A 440-nucleotide genomic window follows, 5' to 3' on the forward strand; every position below is an offset into this window, starting at 1 on the left:
AAAAAAAAAACATCCTTTTTCTCCTCTTCTCTTTTTTTCTTCTTTTTTTTTCTCCCTTTTCTTTCTTTTTTTCTTCTTTTTTTCTTTTTTTTCTTCTTTTTTTCTTTCTTCTTTTTCTTTTTTTTTTTTTTCTTTTTTCTTCTTCTTTCTTTTTTCTTCTTTTTTTTTTTTTTTTTTTCTCCTTTTTTCTTTCCTCCTTTCCTTTCCTCTTCTTTCTTTCCTTTTTTTCTTTCCTCTTCTCTTTTTTTTCTTTCTCCTCTCTTCTCTTTTTCTTCTTTTTTTTTTTCTTTTTTTTCTTTTTTTTCTTCTTTTCCTTTTTTCCTATTTTTTTTTTCTTTTTTTTTCTCTTTTTCTCTTTTTTTTTTCATTTTTTTTTTTCTTCCCTTCTCTCTTTTCTTCTCTTCTTATTCTTCTCTTTTTTTCTCTTTTCTCTTTCTCTC

Annotated in this window: 1 protein-coding gene; it reads right to left on the reverse strand. The window is 23.0% G+C overall.

The genetic code is table 11. The features are described 5' to 3' along the window. A partial coding sequence (locus NG904_RS17740) for a hypothetical protein (protein ID WP_252232890.1) occupies window positions 1–368 on the reverse strand: 368 nt, incomplete at its 3' end. Window positions 369–440 lie beyond the last annotated feature (72 nt).

Origin of the sequence: Clostridium sp. ZBS15 (assembly GCF_023845705.1) — a bacterium.
Taxonomy (GTDB): domain Bacteria; phylum Bacillota; class Clostridia; order Clostridiales; family Clostridiaceae; genus Clostridium; species Clostridium aquiflavi.